Source organism: Latilactobacillus sp., assembly GCF_033176295.1.
GTDB classification, from domain to species: Bacteria; Bacillota; Bacilli; order Lactobacillales; family Lactobacillaceae; genus Latilactobacillus; species Latilactobacillus sakei.
Window position 1 is genome coordinate 242688 of record NZ_JAMQEX010000001.1, and the last position, 16357, is coordinate 259044.

The 16357-nt window shown below is 41.7% G+C and carries 18 protein-coding genes; 10 read left to right on the forward strand and 8 right to left on the reverse strand.

Annotated features, from left to right (window positions below; genetic code table 11):
- Window positions 1-8 precede the first annotated feature (8 nt).
- From NDN60_RS01200 to NDN60_RS01225, 6 genes are all read right to left on the reverse strand, one after another.
- Window positions 9-926 carry an aspartate carbamoyltransferase catalytic subunit gene (locus NDN60_RS01200; RefSeq protein WP_011374654.1) on the reverse strand — a complete coding sequence of 306 codons (918 nt, stop codon included), beginning with the start codon at window positions 924-926 and terminating at the stop codon, window positions 9-11.
- Window positions 919-2223: a uracil-xanthine permease family protein gene (locus NDN60_RS01205; protein WP_011374653.1), complete on the reverse strand. Its 1305-nt coding sequence runs from the start codon at window positions 2221-2223 to the stop codon at window positions 919-921. Before NDN60_RS01205 ends, NDN60_RS01200 begins: the two co-directional genes overlap by 8 nt.
- Window positions 2224-2397: 174 nt before the next feature.
- The gene (pyrR, locus tag NDN60_RS01210; protein ID WP_011374652.1) at window positions 2398-2937 is read right to left on the reverse strand and encodes a bifunctional pyr operon transcriptional regulator/uracil phosphoribosyltransferase PyrR; all 540 of its coding nucleotides are present in this window, start codon (window positions 2935-2937) and stop codon (window positions 2398-2400) included.
- A 182-nt stretch (window positions 2938-3119) separates the two neighbouring features.
- Window positions 3120-4025 (reverse strand): RluA family pseudouridine synthase, encoded by a 906-nt coding sequence (locus NDN60_RS01215; protein ID WP_011374651.1) that lies wholly within the window; start codon window positions 4023-4025, stop codon window positions 3120-3122.
- On the reverse strand, window positions 4018-4473 hold the full coding sequence (lspA, locus tag NDN60_RS01220) for a signal peptidase II (protein ID WP_011374650.1): 456 nt from the start codon (window positions 4471-4473) through the stop codon (window positions 4018-4020). The genes NDN60_RS01215 and lspA overlap by 8 nt, the downstream gene beginning before the upstream one ends.
- Window positions 4474-4578: 105 nt before the next feature.
- A complete protein-coding gene (locus tag NDN60_RS01225; protein ID WP_099947656.1) occupies window positions 4579-6252 on the reverse strand; it encodes a formate--tetrahydrofolate ligase in 1674 nt (557 codons plus the stop codon).
- Between the two features lie 202 nt (window positions 6253-6454).
- Between NDN60_RS01225 and NDN60_RS01230 the strand changes: the two genes are divergently transcribed.
- Entirely contained in the window at window positions 6455-6661 is a 207-nt protein-coding gene (locus NDN60_RS01230) for a cold shock domain-containing protein (protein ID WP_011374648.1), read from the forward strand.
- A 62-nt stretch (window positions 6662-6723) separates the two neighbouring features.
- Here the strand turns inward: NDN60_RS01230 and NDN60_RS01235 are convergent, their stop codons facing one another.
- A complete protein-coding gene (locus tag NDN60_RS01235; RefSeq protein WP_011374647.1) occupies window positions 6724-7140 on the reverse strand; it encodes an EbsA family protein in 417 nt (138 codons plus the stop codon).
- Window positions 7141-7215: 75 nt separating this feature from the next.
- Between NDN60_RS01235 and NDN60_RS01240 the strand changes: the two genes are divergently transcribed.
- The 5 genes from NDN60_RS01240 to nrdF all read left to right on the forward strand — a co-directional run bounded on the left by NDN60_RS01240 (window position 7216) and on the right by nrdF (window position 13105).
- Window positions 7216-7599 carry a ribonuclease HI family protein gene (locus NDN60_RS01240; RefSeq protein ID WP_011374646.1) on the forward strand — a complete coding sequence of 128 codons (384 nt, stop codon included), beginning with the start codon at window positions 7216-7218 and terminating at the stop codon, window positions 7597-7599.
- Between the two features lie 85 nt (window positions 7600-7684).
- Window positions 7685-9142, forward strand: coding sequence for a cardiolipin synthase (gene cls / locus NDN60_RS01245; protein ID WP_011374645.1), 1458 nt, complete (start codon window positions 7685-7687; stop codon window positions 9140-9142).
- Between the two features lie 319 nt (window positions 9143-9461).
- Window positions 9462-9692 carry a glutaredoxin-like protein NrdH gene (gene nrdH, locus NDN60_RS01250; RefSeq protein WP_011374644.1) on the forward strand — a complete coding sequence of 77 codons (231 nt, stop codon included), beginning with the start codon at window positions 9462-9464 and terminating at the stop codon, window positions 9690-9692.
- Between the two features lie 124 nt (window positions 9693-9816).
- Window positions 9817-11988: a class 1b ribonucleoside-diphosphate reductase subunit alpha gene (gene nrdE, locus NDN60_RS01255; protein ID WP_056947652.1), complete on the forward strand. Its 2172-nt coding sequence runs from the start codon at window positions 9817-9819 to the stop codon at window positions 11986-11988.
- A 160-nt stretch (window positions 11989-12148) separates the two neighbouring features.
- Window positions 12149-13105 carry a class 1b ribonucleoside-diphosphate reductase subunit beta gene (gene nrdF, locus NDN60_RS01260; RefSeq protein ID WP_011374642.1) on the forward strand — a complete coding sequence of 319 codons (957 nt, stop codon included), beginning with the start codon at window positions 12149-12151 and terminating at the stop codon, window positions 13103-13105.
- 67 nt (window positions 13106-13172) lie between these two features.
- Here nrdF and NDN60_RS01265 read toward each other — a convergent pair whose 3' ends face one another.
- The gene (locus tag NDN60_RS01265) at window positions 13173-13679 is read right to left on the reverse strand and encodes a MarR family winged helix-turn-helix transcriptional regulator (protein WP_056947654.1); all 507 of its coding nucleotides are present in this window, start codon (window positions 13677-13679) and stop codon (window positions 13173-13175) included.
- A 137-nt stretch (window positions 13680-13816) separates the two neighbouring features.
- On the opposite strand from NDN60_RS01265, the gene NDN60_RS01270 reads away from it, so the two are divergent.
- From NDN60_RS01270 to NDN60_RS01285, 4 genes are all read left to right on the forward strand, one after another.
- Window positions 13817-14758, forward strand: a complete 942-nt coding sequence (locus NDN60_RS01270) for an ATP-binding cassette domain-containing protein (protein ID WP_056947656.1) — start codon at window positions 13817-13819, stop codon at window positions 14756-14758.
- A 12-nt stretch (window positions 14759-14770) separates the two neighbouring features.
- The gene (locus NDN60_RS01275) at window positions 14771-15523 is read left to right on the forward strand and encodes an ABC transporter permease (RefSeq protein ID WP_099947337.1); all 753 of its coding nucleotides are present in this window, start codon (window positions 14771-14773) and stop codon (window positions 15521-15523) included.
- A 97-nt stretch (window positions 15524-15620) separates the two neighbouring features.
- A complete protein-coding gene (locus NDN60_RS01280) occupies window positions 15621-16088 on the forward strand; it encodes a DUF2975 domain-containing protein (protein WP_011374638.1) in 468 nt (155 codons plus the stop codon).
- A gap of 12 nt (window positions 16089-16100) precedes the next feature.
- Window positions 16101-16307 (forward strand): helix-turn-helix domain-containing protein, encoded by a 207-nt coding sequence (locus NDN60_RS01285; RefSeq protein WP_011374637.1) that lies wholly within the window; start codon window positions 16101-16103, stop codon window positions 16305-16307.
- Window positions 16308-16357: the final 50 nt, after the last annotated feature.

Here is a 16357-nt window from a genome sequence, read left to right on the forward strand (position 1 = left end):
GCAGACCCCTAATCTTTAATGAGATTTTTTTGTTTTAATAAGTATTCAATCATTGCCATGCGCATGAAGACCCCGTTATGCATCTGCTTAAAAATTCGTGATTGGGGTGCTTCGACTAATTCATCGGCGATTTCAACGTCGCGGTTAACTGGTGCTGGGTGTAACCAGATAGTACTTGCTTTTAATTGGGCGGCCCTTTGTGCTGTTAGGCCGTATTTAACGTGGAAGGCTTCGTCGGTCATTGTTTCGGCTGAATCAAAGCGTTCGTGTTGAATTCTGAGTAACATGACCACATCGACTTGATCTAAGATGCTATCGAGGGCGACGTGTTGACCGTAATCGTTGAATTCAGCCGTAAACCATTCTTCAGGACCGGCGAAGTAGAGTTGTGCGCCCAGTCGTTTTAAAAGTTGCATGTTAGATTTAGCAACTCGTGAGTGGCGTAAATCACCGCAGATAACGACTTTCAAACCGTCGAAGTGCCCGAACTCTTCATGAATGGTCATCATATCGAGTAGACATTGTGATGGATGTTGACCACTGCCATCCCCACCGTTAGCCAAGGCTAAGTGAAAGGCTGGATCGGCGAGTAAATCGTCGTAGTAGTAGTTTTGCGGATGACGAACAGCGACAAAATCGACGCCGATTGCTTGGACCGTCTTAAGTGTATCGCTGAGTGTCTCTCCTTTTGAAACTGAACTGGTTTCGGCTTCAAAAGACATTACTGATAATCCGAGCTTGCGTTCGGCCATTTCAAAACTCGTTTTGGTTCGAGTGCTATTTTCAAAAAAGAGGTTCATCGCGTATACGGGACGCGTTAATTCGCAAGTCGCACCTTGTTTAAAGGCTTCTGCCCGTTCAATTAAATTTAAAACAGATGAATTTGTTAGTTGTTCAACAGATACAATCGCCGTTTGATTAGTCATTTTGTTGTGCCTCCAATTCGATTTCACTCTTTGATTTTTGTGGTAAGATCAGGTTCATTGCGATGCCTAAGACCGTTGCAATCGCTAAGCCTGAGAATTGATATTGACCAAGTTGTAAGTAGGCATTCCCAATCCCAATCACTAAGATTGATGAGCCAATCATTAAGTTCCGTTTTTTATCGAAATCGACTTGGTTGTCGATTAAGACCCGGAGCCCACTTGAGGCGATAACGCCGAAGAGTAAGAAGCTAATCCCGCCGATAACAGGTGCCGGGATGCTTTGGATGAGTGCGCTTAGTTTACCGATGAAACCGAAGATGATGGCAAAAAATGCGGCGCCGCCTAATACCCAAACACTGTGAACTTTAGTAATGGCCAAGACGCCGATGTTTTCACCATAACTGGTGACAGGAGGGCCCCCAACAAAAGCGGCGATGATTGAAGCTGTTCCGTCCCCTGCTAAAGTCCGGTGAAGACCAGGATTTTTGAAGAAGTTGCGTTTCGTTAATTTATTTAAGACCATGATGTGGCCCATGTGTTCCGTCATTGTAACAAACGCAATCGGTGCCATACTGAGGATTGCGCCCCAGTAAAGACCGGGTTTATAGGTGACAAATGGCACTTGGAAATCCGGTACCTTGAACCAAGGAGCGTTTAAGACCGGTTGGAAATCAACGATGCCGAACAAGACGGCGATGATGTAACCTGAGACAATCCCGAGTAAGACCGGAATCAAACTCATGAAGCCTTTGAGATACATGTTAAAGGCGATTGTGATTAGTAAGGTTAAGATAGCGACTGCGAAGAATTTCAAGTCATAGTTACCAGCGGCATTGATTGTCGCTTGTTTAGCGGCTGTACCGGCTAATGAGAGGCCGATGACCATGACAATCGGGCCGACAACAATCGGTGGCAAGGCTTTGTCGATCCAGCCGGAGCCAATTAAACTTACTAAGACAGAAACGATGAGGTAAACCGCACCGACGGCCATTGTCCCTTGCGCAATCCCGGGATAACCAGTTGTTTTCATTAAAGCGAGCATTGGGACGATGAATGAGAAACTCGATCCCATGTAAGCTGGAATCTTCCCTTTAGTAATTAATAAGTACATCAGGGTGCCGACCCCGGAACTAAAGAGTGCGATACCGGGGTTTAAGCCGACCAAGATAGGCACTAAGACGGTTGAGCCAAACATGGCGAACATGTGCTGGATGGATAAGCCAATCCATTTCCCGGTTGTTGGACGCTCGTTCACGTCTAACACCGCATCGGGATTGCGGTAAGTTGATTTTGTCATATGAAGACCTCCGATAATTAATCATTAAGCGATAATGGCGATAAAAAAAGGACATCCCTACTCTGCGGGTATGTCCTTTGGACGCATAGTGGGCGAACTGATGCTAGTCAGTTTTCGCCAATTATGCGGGCAAACCCTTTTGCTCTCTCTGGAGACAATTAAACGGTTCTAGCTTTAATTCAATTTTTCAATGGTAATGCCATCATGTTCGTCAATTTCTTGCATAGCGACTTTAATTTGTTCGTTAAGAGCAGTTGGAATGTTTTTACCAACGAAATCAGGTCGAATTGGTAGTTCGCGGTGACCACGATCGACTAAAACAGCGAGTGAGATTTTTTTAGGGCGACCAAGATCCATTAAGGCATCAAGTGCGGCCCGAATTGTCCGGCCAGTATATAAGACATCATCGATGAGGATAACGTGTTTGTCCGTAATATCGACAGGGATGTCATTGCCATTTAGTTGGGGTTCATTATGACTATTTAAATCATGTTGATCATCACGGTAGAGTGTAATATCAAGTGTCCCCACTGGTACCGTAACGCCTTCGAGTTGTTCTAAACGTTTAGCGATGCGTTCAGCGATAAAAACGCCCCGTGTTTTGATGCCGACAAAGACAAGGTCTGAAATCCCCTTGTTTTGTTCGATAATCTCGTAAGTAATCCGTGTAAAAACACGTTTCATTGTTGTGCTATCTACGACTTCTTTCACCATGTTCATGACACTCCTTCCAACAAAAAACCTCTCAACCGATATTGGTTGAGAGGTTACAGTTTGAGACTAGTCCTAGAGTTCTAATCTAATGGATTAATTCACCGTGCCTTCTCAGCCTCACGGGACTGAAATTAAAGGTTTCTATTAAGTTGTGATAATCATAGTTGATAAATCGCGGTTTGTCAATTGTTTTCGCGTAATTCCTGCAACGTTTTTTCAAAAATGGCTGGTAATGGCGCTTCAAAACGCATGTTTTCACCGGTTGTTGGGTGCTTAAAGCCTAAAACAGCAGCATGTAAGAATTGCCCTTTACCAGGCAATGTCTTCCGAGGACCATAAGTTGGGTCGCCGGCTACTGGGCGGTTAATATAAGCGAGATGCACACGGATTTGATGTGTCCGGCCCGTTTCTAAGCGACAACGAATTAAAGTATAATCCGTAAAGCGTTCGACAACTTCAAAATGAGTGACCGCTGGGCGGCCGTCTGGGACAATTGCTTGTTTCATCCGATCCAGTTTTGAACGGCCAATTGGTGCATCGATTGTGCCTTCGTCTTCTTCGATATTACCATGCACTAATGCGAGGTATTCACGGAGATTAGACTTAGCCTTTAATTGTTCTGATAATGATTCGTGGGCTTCGTTAGTCTTAGCGACCATCAATAAACCGGAAGTATCCTTATCAATTCGATGCACGATTCCTGGGCGGAAAACACCGTTGATTTCAGAAAGTGGTGTATGTGCTAATAAAGCATTCACCAAAGTGCCATTAGGATGGCCTGGTGAAGGATGAACAACCATCCCTTGTGGCTTATTGACCACAAGGACTTGGTCATCTTCATAGACAATGTCTAAGGGAATATCTTCTGGTACTAAATCGAGTGAGACAGGATCCGGAATCGTGACGCTAATTTTTTCATCAGCAACCACTTTATGGTTACCTTTAGAAGTTTGCCCGTTGATTTCAACGAGGTCCTTTTTTAACCATTGTTGGATTTGGGAACGCGAATAATCAGGTAGTAATTGGCTTAATACCTTATCAATCCGGCCAGTTTCGGTTGTAATTGTAAATTCTTTTTTTTCAGTCATGAGTCACTTTCTCTTTCAACAAGATGGCAATAAAGACGCAGATAACACCACAAGTAAGGGCGGTATCTGCAACATTAAAGATGGGAAAATTAATAAATTCTAATTGGAACATATCGACCACGTATTTTAAATGTAAACGATCGATGAAATTCCCTAACGCGCCGGCTAACATTAACGTCAAGCCGATGCGATATAGTTTTTCAGATCGTTCAGAGGTATAAAATAAATAGCCAATAACACCTACTGCGATGATGGTAACAATATAGAAGAACCATTGCTGACCAGCCAACATACTCCAAGCAGCGCCGTCATTTTGGACGTAAGTAAGGCCGAGAATGTTAGGAATCACAGTGTGCAACGCGCCATAGCTAACATTGGCGACAATCCACCCTTTTAAGAGTTGATCACCCACCAAGATTAATAGGCCTAAAATAATATAAAGTAGCATGGTTGCCTCCTATTCATACTGATTAACATTGTCCTTAAAAAGAGCGCGCTTGTCAATCAGTTTTCGTGGTGGGGTGCAGGATTGTGCAATTTAGGTGCAGTCTCGTTAGAATAAGCCACTAATTTGGCCGTCTGCAGTAACATCCATATTGAGTGCGGCTGGTTTCTTAGGTAACCCGGGCATCGTTAAAACGGCGCCAGTCATTGCGACGATAAAACCGGCCCCGAGCTTTGGAATCAATTCGCGGACGTGAATTGTAAAGTCGCTTGGCGCACCGAGTGCTTTAGGATCATCTGATAATGAATATTGTGTTTTGGCGATGCAGACCGGTAAGTGAGCCCAACCATTTTTTTCAATTTGTTTTAGTTGATTGATCGCTTTGCCTTCGAACACGACGTCGCGGCCACCGTAAATTTCGGTTACAACGGTTGTTAACTTAGATTTGATGTCAGCTTGTGGATCATATAATGGTTTGAAGGCCTTAGGTTGTTGTAAGGCTGCTAAGACTGCTTTGGCTAGTTCAATCCCGCCTTGACCACCATTGGCCCAGACACTAGTTGGGACCGCAGTGACCTTCATTGCTTGGCAAAGATCTTGTAGCAATTGGACTTCGGCAGCCGTATCGCTTATAAATTCATTAACTGACACGACAACGGGGACGCCATAGCGTTGCATATTGGCAATATGTTTGGCTAGATTACTGAAACCAGCTTTCAAGGCATCTAAGTTTTCAGTGGTTAAATCGGCCAAGGCCACCCCACCGTTATACTTCAAAGCACGGATAGTCGCCACAATCACGATGGTATCTGGTGTTTTCCCTAATTGCGGTACCTTAATATCGAGGAATTTTTCAGCGCCTAAATCAGCCCCAAAGCCAGCTTCAGTAATGGCAATATCGCCTAATTTCAAGGCTGTTTGAGTCGCTAAGATACTATTACAGCCATGGGCAATATTGGCAAATGGGCCACCATGTACGAGTGCTGGTGTATGTTCTAAAGTTTGGACCATATTAGGCTTGAGTGCGTCTTTTAATAACATGGCGATGGCCCCGGTGACTTCTAAATCACCAACAGTCACGGGTTCGCGATCATAGTTGTAGCCAATCACGATTTTGCTAATCCGGTTTTTGAGGTCGGTAATATCGGTTGCTAAACAAAGAATCGCCATCAATTCACTGGCAACGGTAATATCAAAGCCGTCTTGTCTTGGCATCCCTTGTACTGGTCCACCTAAACCAATCACCACTTGGCGTAAAGCACGATCGTTAATATCGAGTGCGCGTTTCCAGATAATCCGTCTAGGATCGATGTTTAAAACGTTCCCTTGTTGTAGATGATTATCAATTAAGGCTGCTAGGGTATTTACGGTGGCAGTTAAGGCGTGCATGTCACCGGTAAAATGTAAATTAATGTCAGCCATTGGTACGACTTGGGCATAACCACCACCAGTCGCGCCCCCCTTCATCCCCATGACAGGGCCTAATGAAGGTTCGCGTAAGGCAATGACTGCTGATTGATCAAGTTGGCGTAAAGCATCCCCTAGGCCAACAGTAACGGTTGACTTACCTTCTCCGGCTGGTGTTGGATTAATCGAAGTGACTAAAACGAGTTTGCCATCTTCTTTTTCTTTTAACCGATTGATGGCTTGAAAGTTAAGTTTTGCTTTATAAGGGCCATATTGTTCAATATCGGTGGCCTGCAACCCGATTTGTTCGGCAATTGCCGTAATGGATTTCATTTCTGTAGCTTCATTTGCTTGTGCGATTTGAATATCTGACATAACGACCAGCTCCTTTTGTTTATGATAGTACCTAGTATAGCCGATTTTGTACGGAATTGGCAGATAGTAATCCGATAAATTTTATCTTCGACACGTCTCGACTAAAGTGGTAAGATGTAATTGTGATCAGTTAAGGCCTACAACTTAATTGGCACAATGACAATGGTGTGTTGACACACCACTCTTTAGAGGAGGGATTGTGATGGAACGAGGAATCGTGAAATGGTTTAGCAATGCTAAAGGTTATGGCTTCATCAATTACCGAGATGATGAGGAAATTTTCGTCCACTTTACCGCAATCCAAATTGACGGCTATAAGACACTAGACAAAGATGATCAGGTCTTATTCGAAGTCAAAGAAGGCGCCCGCGGTCTACAAGCGGCTAACGTCCAAAAAATTGAAGCTTAACGATATTAAAAAAGAGGACCCGCGCCAAAACGATTTTACGTTTTGCACGAGTCCTCTATTTTTTACTGTTTATTTTGAACTGGCCAGTTATTTGCTTGTAATGTGGTAATCAATTGTTGCTTAACTTTTTTCGATAATAATAATTGCTCTGGTTGATAGTCAAGCTCAGTTGTCTTAATTAATAAGCCGTGTTTTTGAACAATTACGGCTGTTGTTTGTGCCAATTGAATTGTTCGGTTATATTTAAATAATGGTCGTTTAAGCGTTATCGTCTGTGCAGAGATGTCGAGACGGTGACCAAATAGATTAATAATGGTTAAAATAACCGCGATGATCCCCACCGTAATTGATTGCCAATTAAGATTAATGAGTTCAAGTTGCAGAATTAAAGCTAGCGTATAAATAAAACCAATCCAAGACCAAATCGTGACGCAATAAGCGTAGTTTGGCTGATAAAATAGGCGTTTGTTAGTTTGCAATAGAAACACTCCTTATGCAGTCCATATTACCATTAACTAGGGGTCTCTGTCAGTGGAAAGGTGGAAACTTTACGAATGATTAAACTTTATACGGATGCGGCCACACTTGGCAATCCCGGTCCCAGTGCAGCTGGGATTTTAATTGTGACCGCCAAAAAGCAATATCAATTTAGCATTCCCTTACCGCCGGTTGATAATCACATTGCCGAATTTATGGCGGTTCAATTAGGTTTAGAAAAGATTGCCACACTCGCTTTGACCGAGTCACTGCTTCAAATTAATGTTGATAGTAAAATTGTCTGTCAAAGCCTCGAAAAACAATATGCGAAACATTATCAGCAATATGTTGATCAGATTATCGCCTTAGAACAGCCCTATTCCCTCGTGCTACATCAGTGGTTACCTGATCGGCAAAATAAAGGTGCGCACCACCTCGCACAACAAGCCTTAAAAAAATAGTCATTAAAAACATGGCGTTTCGAAATGGGTTTTAGTAGACTGTTTATAAATACACTTAATTAGTTTCTGGAAGGATTGGTTGCATATGATACTACTAACGGAGATTATTTCCGCAATTATTTTAATTAACGGCCTCTTTGCGGTCATTACCGTCTTACGACAACCGCGCGATATTGCGGCGACTTGGGCATGGCTACTAGTTTTAATCTTACTGCCTGTTGTCGGCTTTATTTTGTACCTTTTTACAGGGCGGGGGTTATCCCGGAAAAAGATTTTCCAAAGTCAGTCACAAATCAACGATGGGGTTTTGGCCTTAGTTGATATTCAACGTCAAGAAAATCGGCGGAATGAGTTATTACCTAAGAAGGTGTTGTCCAGTGAAGCGACTGAAATGGTCAATCTTTTCTTAAACATCAACAACGCACCGGTTTTAAAGGATAATCACGTAACGTTATATACTGACGGGACCGAAAAATTCGCTGCCTTGTTCGCCGATATTAAAAAAGCGACTAAGAGTATTCATATTGAGTACTACACCATTTACAATGATCAAATCGGTAATGAGCTACAAGCACTATTGGTTCAAAAAGCCCGAGAAGGTGTCGCAGTAAACGTCTTATACGATGCTTGGGGTTCTCAAGGGGCGACCCAAAAATGGTGGCGGCCACTTGAAGAAGCAGGCGGACATGCCCGGACCTTCTTTAGTTCGAAACATTCAATCACGGATTTTCGTTTGAATTTTAGAGATCACCGTAAAATCGTCGTTTTAGATGGCACAATTGGGTATATCGGCGGTTTTAACGTTGGCGATCAATATCTCGGCCGTAGTGCTAAGTTCGGCAATTGGCGTGATACACACATGCGCATTACCGGGAATGCGGTTTTGGCGCTTCAAGTACGCTTTTTGATGGATTGGAATGCCAGTGTTGAAGAAGCAATTCGTTTAACTTATTCTGAAAGCCACTTCCCGATTGCAGCGGAAGCTAACCGCGGCACGGCAGCGATGCAAATTGTTTCGAGCGGGCCTGATAAATTAGACGAACAAATCAAGTTGGGTTATTTGAAGATGATCAGTTCAGCTAAGAAAAAATTATGGATTCAAACCCCTTATTTGGTACCCGACGATAGTATTATCGATGCGCTCACGACAGCAGCGATGTCTGGTGTCGATGTGCGGATCATGACCCCTAGCATGCCGGATCATCCTTTTATTTATCGGGCCACACAGTATTATAGTCAGTTATTACATGAAGCTGGCATTAAGATTTACGCTTATCAAGACGGTTTCTTACACGCCAAAACAGTTGTCATGGACGGTCATATTAGTACGATTGGTTCGGCTAATATGGATATTCGTAGTTTCAAATTGAATTTTGAAGCCAATGCTTTTATTTATGATCCTAAATTGGCTCGTCAGCTCGAGCAGATTTATTTAGAAGATATCAAAAACGCGGTATTATTAACAGATGAAATGATTGCCCAACAATCTGCATGGTTACGTTTCAAACAAAAATTTTCACGACTTCTATCACCCATTTTATAAATCGTTCGGTAAAAAAAAGACCTTTGATTTTTCAGGGGTGAATCAGAAATTTTAATATTTTTTAGGAACGTTGCTACGGCTGAAACGGTGTCGGTTTCAAATTGCTTGCAATCGAATTGGGGATTGACATTATCCAAGATAATGGTAACTTTAAAACAGGAACACTACACAAGTTGAATTTAGAATCATTCGCGAACAGCCACTATAATTAGTGGCTGTTTTACTTTTAACTACCATATCTAGTATTTAAACATTGCATGATTCTTTTTTAAACGGTATACTAAAATTACTAATTAAGTTCCACAAGGAGTTAATCACAATGGCTAACATTACACTATATACGAAGAACGGCTGTCCTCAATGCCGTATGACGAAGCATTTTTTAGAAACACACAATATCACTTTTAGCGAACATAATATTAATGATGAACCCCAATATATTGATTACTTAAAAGAAAAAGGGTTCCAAGCTGTTCCTGTGCTTGAAGCTGACGGTGTTGAAAGTTTCTCCGGTTTTAGACCAGCCGAATTACAAAAATTGGCCTTTTAAGTTTAAGTGCTGTCCTTAAAATAGGCATCTACGAGTGGGACCAACTCCTTGAAGAGTTGGTCTTCACTTTTTTTACACCCAAAATCGGGCATTTTATTAATTTTTTTAAGAAAGTGGTGCGCTAATGTCTTTAAAAGAGATTAAAACTGAAAACGTAACTTATTATGAATTGAATAACCAAATCAACATTCCGGTTAACGGTCAAATCCCCCTTCAAAAGGATCAAGAAGCACTAGAAGCCTTTTTAGAACAAAATGTGCAACCCAACATGGTGACTTTTAAATCACTACAAGATCGCTTAAATTACATGGTGGCTGAAAACTATTACGAAGCGGATTTTCTAAAGGCCTACTCAATCGATTTTATGGAACGCTTAAACCAATATTTAATCGATCAAGACTTTCATTTTAAATCTTTCATGGCAGCTTATAAGTTTTATGCGCAATACGCTCTTAAAACAAATGATAACGGCTTTTACTTAGAAGACTTTAAAGACCGGGTCTTCACCAACGCGCTCTATTTTGCGGATGGTGACGAAGCCCTTGCAATGAGTGTTGCTGATGAAATGATCCATCAACGTTACCAACCAGCGACGCCTACCTTCTTAAATGCGGGACGTTCTCGTCGTGGTGAATTAGTGTCATGTTTCTTATTGCAAACAACCGACGATATGAATTCAATTGGCCGGACCATCAACTCTGCTCTTCAATTATCACGAATTGGTGGTGGCGTCGGGATTAGCTTGTCTAACTTGCGTGGTGCTGGTGATCCAATCAAAGGCATCGACGGTGCTGCAAGTGGTGTCTTACCTGTTATGAAATTATTAGAGGATTCATTCTCTTATTCCAACCAATTAGGGCAACGTCAAGGCGCTGGTGTTGTTTATCTGAACGTTTTCCATCCAGACGTCGTGGCTTTCTTGGGCGCTAAAAAAGAAAATGCGGACGAAAAATATCGGTTAAAGACCCTCTCACTAGGCTTAACAGTGCCAGATAAGTACTATGAATTAGTCAAAGAAGACGCTGATATGTATCTCTTCAGCCCATATAGTGTTGAACGTGAATACGGCCAACCTTTCTCATACATCGATATTACGGCCGAATATGACAACTTAGTGGCTAACGACGCGATTAAGAAGACGAAAATTAAAGCCCGTGATTTAGAAAATGAAATTAGCAAGCTCCAACAAGAATCAGGTTACCCTTATATCGTGAATATCGATACGGCTAATAAAGCCAACCCAATTGACGGTAAAATTATCATGAGTAACCTTTGTTCTGAAGTCTTACAAGTGCAAACCCCTTCTCAAATTAACAATCGTCAAGAATATGACGTTTTAGGAACTGATATTAGCTGTAATTTAGGTTCAACTAATATTCCGAACATGATGACCTCTCCTGATTTTGGCCATTCAATTGAAACGATGGTTCGTTCATTAACTTATGTGACCGATCATTCTGATATCGATGTTGTCCCTTCTGTGGCACATGGGAACCAATTAGCCCACACAATCGGCTTAGGCGGCATGGGCTTGCACACCTACTTCGCTAAGAATCAAATGATGTACGGTTCAGAAGAATCAATCGACTTTACAAGCAATTACTTTATGTTATTGAACTACTGGACATTAGTTGCTTCAAACAAGATTGCTAAAGAACGTGGGATTACTTTTGATAATTTTGAAAACAGTAAGTACGCTGATGGTAGTTACTTTGATCAATACCTGAATACTGAATGGGCGCCTAAGACGGCTAAAGTCAAAGGATTATTCGACGGCGTCTTCATCCCGACCCAAGCAGACTGGGCCGCTTTGAAAGAAGCGATTATGCAAGATGGGTTATATCATCAAAACAGACTCGCAGTTGCACCTAATGGCTCAATCTCATATATTAACGATACTTCGGCTAGTCTCCAACCAATTGTCAACCGCGTTGAAGATCGCCAAGAAAAGAAAATTGGGACAATTTACTACCCAGCACCAGGTCTATCAAACGAAACGATGCCTTATTATGAATCAGCCTATGACATCGATATGCGTAAAGTAATCGACATCTATGCTGCTGCACAAAAACACGTTGATCAAGGGATGAGTATGACACTCTTCATGCGTTCAACAATTCCAGCTGGCTTATACGACTGGAAAGACGGTCGCACAGATAAGATGACGACCCGTGATCTTAACATTCTCAGAAACTACGCGCATCATAAAGGCATTAAATCAATCTACTACATCCGCACATATACGGACGACGAAAACGAAGTCGGCGCAAATGCATGTGAAAGCTGCGTAATCTAAAAGAGTGCGCAATAAGCCGGGTATCTTCTGAGGATTAGCCTAGTCAGGTGAATGACCAACTTGTTGGTCGTTTGACAGACGTAGCTAACCGGAAGAAGCTGCCAATTAAACCCCAGCTGTTCCTCAGCTGGTCTACATACCTCAAAGGAGTTCATAGACGATGACAGAAAATTATCATGCAATTAATTGGAATCAAGTTGAAGATCAAATCGATAAAGCGACTTGGGAAAAGCTAACCGAACAATTTTGGTTAGATACACGAATCCCCCTTTCAAACGATTTAGATGACTGGCGTAGTTTACCAGACAATGAAAAATGGATTGTGGGTCACGTTTTCGGCGGATTAACGCTACTTGATACATTACAATCGCAAGATGGTATGGCGAGCTTAAAAGCCAATATCAGAACACCGCATGAAGAAGCTGTTTTGAATAACATCCAATTTATGGAATCAGTGCATGCTAAGAGTTATTCATCAATCTTTTCAACGTTAAATACGCCTAATGAAATTGATGAAATTTTTGACTGGACAAATACTAACGAATACCTGCAATACAAAGCCAATAAGATTAATAGTATCTATCAAAATGGCTCACCACTCCAACAAAAAATTGCCAGTGTTTTCTTAGAAACATTCCTCTTCTATTCTGGTTTCTACACTCCTCTTTATTACTTAGGGAACAACAAATTGGCTAACGTTGCTGAAATCATTAAATTAATTATCCGTGATGAATCTGTTCATGGCACTTACATCGGTTATAAATTCCAACTCGGCTTTAACGAATTAGCAAAAGCTGAACAAGAAGAACTTCAAAACTGGATGTATGATTTACTTTACGATCTTTATGCCAATGAAGAAAAGTACACTCACGAAGTTTATGATGGCACTGGCTGGACGGAAGAAGTCTTAACTTACCTCCGTTATAACGCCAATAAGGCCCTAATGAACTTAGGACAAGGCGCTCTCTTCCCAGATACAGCCGAAGATGTGAACCCAGTTGTCTTAAACGGGATGTCAACATCAACAGCGAACCATGATTTCTTCTCACAAGTTGGGAATGGTTACCGCTTGGGCAATGTTGAAGCCATGAACGACAGCGATTATGACTTCGATTAACAATAAATCTAACTAAAAAAGCGAGCTTCACTAAGAAATTAGTGAGACTCGCTTTTTTGATTGCCATTTATTTTTTAAATTGATTTAAGTACCGACTAGCCAATAACTTATGGAATTTAACGCCCAATGTGGGATTAGACGCGTCGATATCAGCGTACATCGCTGTTGTGATTTTTGTCAGTAACGGTACGAGTTGATCTAGTTCTGCTTCAGAAAGTGCGTTCACAAAAGGTGGCACTTCTCGACTAGCGGATTCGATTTCCTGGCGACCAGCAGCGGTCAGATTTACTAAATTAACCCGCCGATCACTCGGTAACTTGGTCAAAGTGACCAATTCACGTTTAACAAGTTTCGCAACAAATTCACTGGTAGATTGTGGCGACATGCCTAAACGTGAGGCGAGTTCTCGTTGGGATAAGTGATCCTCATCAGCTAGTGCCAATAAGATTTTCCCTTGACCTTCGACAATCAGATGGGGTCGCGCTTGTTTGACGATATCATCATAGATTTTACTGAGTTGTTCATATTCGGCTAATTTACCAGCAACTAATTCTGCTTTGACGCTGTTTGTCATGTGTCATCTTCCCCTTTGTCTTTCATCCAGTATACACCATTCTAAAATTTGAAAATAGCAATCCTTGACATTTTGGTAAGGGGGACTTACTATATTGTTTAATCAGGTGACCTGATTAAATATGAGGAGGCGCTAATATGCGTGAGGATAATGTCATTGAAGTCAGAAATGTTCAAAAAAAATTTGGTCAAAAGAAAGTCGTTCAAGATATTTCTTTCAATGTAAAAAAAGGCGAAATATTTGGCCTCTTAGGCCCAAATGGCGCTGGCAAAACGACCCTTTTAAAAATGATGACGACTTTATTACGCCCTGATGAGGGGCAGATTACGCTGAATGGCTTTAATACACTAAGCCAAAGTCGCCAAGCACGCCAACAATTTAGCGTGACGAATCAAACGGCAGCGATTGATCAAGACTTAAGTGCACGTGATAATCTCCGTTTATTTGGACGGTTAAACGGACTTAGCAGTCAAGCCAGCCGGATTCGTGCAGACGAGTTACTGACGGCTTTTGATTTAACGCAATCGGCTAATCAAGCGTTGGCCACTTTTTCCGGTGGCATGCGACGCCGTTTAGACTTAGCAGTCAGTTTAGTGGGTCGTCCGAAGATTTTATTTTTGGATGAACCGACTACCGGTTTAGATCCTAGAACAAGAATTCAAATGTGGCAAGCAATTCAAGCATTGGTGGCCCAAGGATCGACTGTCTTTTTAACCACCCAATATTTAGAGGAAGCAGACCAATTTGCCGATCACATCGCGCTCATTGATCACGGTCAACTTATCGCCAGTGGTACACCTAATGAATTAAAGCAAAAATTAGGTGGCTTACAACTTTCTTTAACCGTCACTGAGCTAGCACAATTATCCCAAGCACACGCGATTGTCCAGGACGTTTTAAAGCAACCAATCAGCGTTAGTGAACAGACATTAGTCAGCCCACTTGGTGGCGACGCTCTTCCAGCGATAATCGTAATATTAAATCAATTACAAATTGCTAAAATTACAGTTAGTCATTTAAAACTTGAGACACCTTCGTTAGATGATGTTTTCCTAAAAATGACGGTTGGTAAAAACTAAGGAGCTCAGATAATGAATACAAATATAATAAAACGTCATACTATACGTGATATTCTCACTTTAACCCACCGTAACTTATTAAAAACGCGCCACAATCCCGATAACGTCAGTGATGTGCTCATCCAACCGATTATCTTTACCCTATTGTTTGGCTATCTATTCGGCGGCGTCATCGCCGGTAGCGTTCACGCCTACTTGCCGATGCTGGTTTCTGGTATTTTAGTTCAAAGTATTTTAAATGCAGCTTCTGGTTCTGGCCAACAATTACGAGAAGATATTAATAACGGTATCTTCGACCGTTTTAAAACATTACCGATTTCCCCAATAGCACCACTGGCAGGGCAATTAGTAGGTGATATTTTGCGATTAGTGCTTTCTGGCGGAATGGCGATTCTTACAGCGGTGATAATGGGTTGGCGCCCCACCGTCAATCTGGGGGCACTGATCGGGGCATTACTACTGGCGGTCTTTATCGGCTGGTCAACTTCTTGGATTTTTGCCTTAGTGGGGTTAATGGTCAAAAATGCAGAGCTGATCAGCAGCTTATCGATGATTATTATCCTCGTGTTAACGTTCTTATCGAACGCCTTTATTCCCATCAAAACGCTGCCCCATTTTTTACAGCCAGTTGTTAGGATTAATCCGGTCAGCACAACAATTACCGCTATTCGGACGATCTTAAATACTGGCAGTTGGAACAATACAGCGACAATGGTCCTCATCAGTGGTGCGCTGATTATCAACACCGCTAATAGTGATTATTAACAAAGTATTAATTTATCGAAAAACGATAAAAATTAATTGTTTATCGATATTAAAATGTTATAATCAAGCTATTAATTCATTCAATGAGGTGTTTGATATGTTAAAAAAATGGCTTTTACGTTTAGCACTTTTAGGAATCGGCGCAGTCTTCTTCCTTTTTAGCTTTTTAGTTACCGTCCAGATTGTGACGGCAGCTAAATTAGACTATCCTTTTGAAATTATCACGTTGGCCCTGGCCGCTTATAGTGTGACGATTTGTGTGTGGGTTGCTTTATATGCGCTGCATCGCATTCTCAATACGATTGAACAACACCAAGTGTTTGCGCCAAAAACATTGCGTTATGTATCATCGATTAGAAATGCGGTCTTAATCGCAAGTTTTGCTAGTTTATTGTCACTTCCCTTTTTCTATCGGATTACGCAACTAGAAGATGCGCCGGGTTTGTTGTTACTTGGGATTGCGCTCATCTTTATTCCGTTTGCTTTGGCCATTCTGATGCAGATCGTTGAAGACCTATTTAAGAGCGCTATTGCATTGCAGACGGAAAACGACCTCACAGTCTAAGGAGGATTTAAAATGCCAATTCGGGTTAATTTAGACGTCATTCTGGCCCAACGAAAGATGAGTGTCACTGAACTTTCACAAAAAGTTGAGATTACCATTGCCAACCTTTCAAACTTAAAGACGGAAAAGGCAAAAGCGATTCGTTTTTCGACATTAGAACGTCTTTGCCAAGTGCTTGACTGTCAGCCAGGCGACCTATTAGAATATGTAGATGATTAAGAAAACCCGGATAAATGACCATTATCCGGGTTTTTTAGTAACTTCCTTTT